The organism is Streptomyces sp. NPDC001717, from assembly GCF_042892775.1.
Taxonomy (GTDB): domain Bacteria; phylum Actinomycetota; class Actinomycetes; order Streptomycetales; family Streptomycetaceae; genus Streptomyces.
On sequence record NZ_JBIAUK010000065.1, the window covers coordinates 1 to 3,812 of the forward strand.

The following is a 3,812-nucleotide window of genomic DNA, read 5'->3' on the forward strand; positions in this document are numbered from 1 at the left end:
GGCGTCGAACCCCATGCGGCACCGGCAACACGAGCGGGTTTCGTTCGACGCCCTGCGGGGGCGCCCCACCGCACACCCGACCCCGACGGCGCGGGAGTGCCAAGTGGGGCCGCCGCGCCGAGCGGCGGCGTTCAATGTCCCCGCGGGGCCGCCCCGCCGCACACCCGACCCCGCCGGCGCGGGAGTGGCAGCGGGGGCCGACCCGCCGGCACCCGAATGCGACGCCGAACGGGGCCCGCCGGCCGCGCTAGGCGCCGCCCCCCTCAGAGATCGCGGCCCGCACCTCCGCCACCCGCTCCGCCTCCTCGGTCGCGAACCGCTCGCGGTCGAGGGCCTCGGCGATCTCCTCGTCCTGGCTCATCAGCAGGTCGAGGTTCGAGTCGCCCATCTCGAAGACGCCCATGTCCAGGTACGCCTTCTGCAACCGCTCGCCCCACAGCCCGATGTCCTTCACGCACGGCACGATCCGGCTGAAGAGCAGCTTCCGGAACAGGTGCAGGAACTCCGACTGCTCGCTGTACTCCTCCGCCTCCCGCCGCGGGATGCCGAAGTTCTCCAGCACCTCCACCCCGCGCAGCCGGTCCCGCATCAGGTGGCAGCCCTCGATCACGAACTCCTCGCGCTCCCTGAGCTCCGCGTCCGTCAGCTGCCGGTAGTAGTCCCGCAGCGCCATCCGCCCGAAGGCCACGTGCCGGGCCTCGTCCTGCATCACGTACGCCAGGATCTGCTTGGGCAGCGGCTTGTCCGTCGTATCGCGGATCATGCCGAACGCGGCCAGCGCCAGCCCCTCGATCAGCACCTGCATCCCCAGGTACGGCATGTCCCAGCGGGAGTCGCGCAGGGTGTCGCCGAGCAGCCCCTGGAGGCTGTCGTTGATCGGGTAGAGCATCCCGACCTTCTCGTGCAGGAAGCGCCCGAAGATCTCCGCGTGCCGGGCCTCGTCCATGGTCTGGGTGGCGGAGTAGAACTTCGCGTCCAGGTCCGGCACCGACTCCACGATCCGCGCGGCGCAGACCATCGCACCCTGCTCGCCGTGCAGGAACTGGCTGAACTGCCAGGCGCTGTAGTGCCGGCGCAGCTCGCCCTTGTCCTTCTCGGTGAGCTTGGCCCAGTGGCGCGTGCCGTACAGCGTCAGCACCTCGTCCGGGGTGCCCAGCGGATCGTACGGGTCCACCTCGATGCCCCAGTCGATGCGCTTGGCGCCGTCCCACTGCTTGTCCTTGCCCTTCTGGTACAGGGCCAGCAGCCGCTCGCGGCCCCCGTCGTACTCCCAGCTGAAGCGGGCCGAGCCGGTGGAGGGGATCTGCCAGACGGCCTCGCCCGGGTCCGTGGTGTAGCGCTCGTACGTCGACACTGACGCCCCCTTGTCACGCGCACCACGCGAATCACGCGGAGCCGCGTACTGCCGCACAGGACTGGACAGTTGGCAGCGTCACACGTTGGTAGACGCGCGGTCAACAAGTCGTGCGCGAGGGATTGACGACCTTGCTGACAAGTAGTCTCATAAGCAGTGACCGCAGGTAACCCGACCACGAGGTGTCCGAAGCCATGACGACGGTGACCGACCGAGCCGAGCTGAGGGACGCCCTCGGCCTGCTCAAGGACCGCGAACAGATCGCCGAGCGGCTGCTCGAATCCTCGGCGAAGCACTCCTTCGACCCCGACAAGGAACTCGACTGGGACGCCCCGCCCATCGACGGAAAGTACTACTGGCCGCCCGAGTTGCTCTCCCTCTACGACACCCCGCTGTGGAAGAAGATGGGGGAGGAGCAGCGCATCGACCTCTCCCGTCACGAGGCCGCCGCGCTCGGCTCGCTCGGCATCTGGTTCGAGATCATCCTCATGCAGCTGCTGGTCCGGCACATCTACGACAAGTCCCTGACCAGCAATCACGTCCGGTACGCACTCACCGAGATCGCCGACGAGTGCCGTCACTCGATGATGTTCGCCCGCCTGATCAAGCAGTCCGGCGCCCCCGACTACCCGGTCTCCCGCCTCAACCACAACCTCGCCCGGATCCTGAAGACCGTCTCCACCACCCCCGGTTCCTTCGCCTGCACCCTCCTCGGCGAGGAGATCCTCGACTGGATGCAGCGCCTCACCTTCCCGGACGAGCGCGTCCAGCCCCTCGTCCGCGGAGTGACCCGGATCCACGTCGTCGAAGAGGCCCGCCACGTCCGCTACGCCCGCGAGGAACTGCGCCGCCAGATGCTGACCGCCCCGCGCTGGGAGCAGGAACTCACCCGGCTCAGCTGCGGCGAGGCCGCCCGCGTCTTCTCGGTGGCCTTCGTCAACCCGTCCGTCTACGACAACGTCGGCCTCGACCGCCGCGAAGCCGTGGCCCAGGTCAAGGCCAGCGGCCACCGCCGCGAGGTCATGCAGAGCGGTGCCAAGCGGCTCACCGACTTCCTCGACGACATCGGCGTCCTGCGCGGCCCCGGCCGCCGCCTGTGGAAGAGCTCGGGCCTCCTCGCGTAAGCACGGACGACGCGCGAGGGCGGTCGTCTACCCTGCGGACATGACGACCGTACGCGCCTACCGCAGGCTGAGCGTCGAGGAGCGGCGAGCCCAACTCCTCGACGCCGCCCTCTCGCTGTTCGCGCACCGGGCGCCGGAGGAGGTCTCGCTCGACGACGTCGCCGAGGCCGCCGGGGTCTCCCGCCCGCTGGTCTACCGCTACTTCCCGGGCGGCAAGCAGCAGCTCTACGAAGCCGCCCTGCGCTCTGCCGCGGACATCCTCGAACTCTGCTTCGCCGAACCCCAGCAGGGCCCCCTCACCCAGCGCCTGAGCCGCGCCCTGGACCGCTACCTCGCCTTCGTCGACGAACACGACGCCGGCTTCGCGGCCCTCCTCCAGGGCGGCAGCGTCGTCTCCACCTCCCGTACGACGGCCACGGTGGACGGCATCCGCCGCGCCGCGGCCGACCAGATCCTCGTCCACCTCGCCGTGCCCGCCCCCGGGCCGCGCCTGCGCATGATGGTCCGTACGTGGATCACGGCGGTCGAGGCGGCCTCCCTCATCTGGATCGACGAGGGCAAGCAGCCCGAGGTCGAGTCCCTCCGGGACTGGCTGGTGGACCATTTCGTCGCCCTCCTGACGGCCACGGCCGCCACCGACCCCGAAACGGCGGCCGCCGCCCGCGCGGCCCTGGCCCTCGAATCCGCGGACGGGCCGGTCGGCGTCCTGGCCCGGCGAGTCATTCCGGTGGTCTCCGAGGCCGCCCACCTCCTGTGACACTGGTGGCGTGAGAAGCCAACCGACCCCCTTCGAGGGCGGCCCGATGGACGGCCGCGTCCTCCCGATCCTGCTGGGCCCGACCGGCCATCCGCCGAAGTGGTACGAAATCCCGGTCCCGACGCCGGACGGCCCGCCGACGGTACTGCTGTACGAGCGCGTCCCGGCGGGCTACTCCAAGCGGCTCGGCCTCCAGAAGGGCTGGAAGTACCAGCACCGCCCGGACGCGGTGAAGCCGAAGCCCCGCTGGCCCTGGACCAAGCCGGAGCGCCCCCGCGGGGACAGCGCTTGAGCCACGACCACAGCCCGTCCGCCGCCGGCGCTTGAGACGCGGGGCAATCCCAGCCTCGCCTGCGTTCGAGGCACGGGGTCACCATCCGGCCTCGCCGGTGTTCGAGGCGCGGGGTCACCATCCGGCCCCGCCCGCCTTCGAGGCACGGGGCCATCCAGCCTCGCCAACGCTGCAGGCGCGGGGGGACCTTTCAGCCTCGCCGGCGTTTGAGGCGCGGGGTCTGGGGCGGAGCCCCAGGACGGGTCCGGGCGGAGCCCGGGGAACGGTGGAAGGGCGGGTAGGGGA

General features: G+C 70.8%; 4 protein-coding genes. 3 read left to right on the forward strand and 1 reads right to left on the reverse strand.

Annotation, left to right across the window (positions count from 1 at the left end):
• Positions 1 to 247: 247 nt before the first annotated feature.
• A complete protein-coding gene (locus ACFYZL_RS39995; protein WP_384759020.1) occupies positions 248 to 1,354 on the reverse strand; it encodes a ferritin-like domain-containing protein in 1,107 nt (368 codons plus the stop codon).
• 194 nt (positions 1,355 to 1,548) lie between these two features.
• Between ACFYZL_RS39995 and ACFYZL_RS40000 the strand changes: the two genes are divergently transcribed.
• Genes ACFYZL_RS40000 through ACFYZL_RS40010 form a run of 3 tightly spaced genes read left to right on the forward strand, consistent with a single transcriptional unit; the run spans position 1,549 to position 3,527 of the window.
• The gene (locus ACFYZL_RS40000) at positions 1,549 to 2,478 is read left to right on the forward strand and encodes a diiron oxygenase (RefSeq protein ID WP_384759023.1); all 930 of its coding nucleotides are present in this window, start codon (positions 1,549 to 1,551) and stop codon (positions 2,476 to 2,478) included.
• Positions 2,479 to 2,518: 40 nt separating this feature from the next.
• Complete coding sequence (locus tag ACFYZL_RS40005; RefSeq protein WP_384596456.1) at positions 2,519 to 3,235, forward strand: TetR/AcrR family transcriptional regulator; 717 nt, start codon at positions 2,519 to 2,521, stop codon at positions 3,233 to 3,235.
• Between the two features lie 10 nt (positions 3,236 to 3,245).
• Positions 3,246 to 3,527: a hypothetical protein gene (locus ACFYZL_RS40010; RefSeq protein ID WP_384759026.1), complete on the forward strand. Its 282-nt coding sequence runs from the start codon at positions 3,246 to 3,248 to the stop codon at positions 3,525 to 3,527.
• Positions 3,528 to 3,812: the final 285 nt, after the last annotated feature.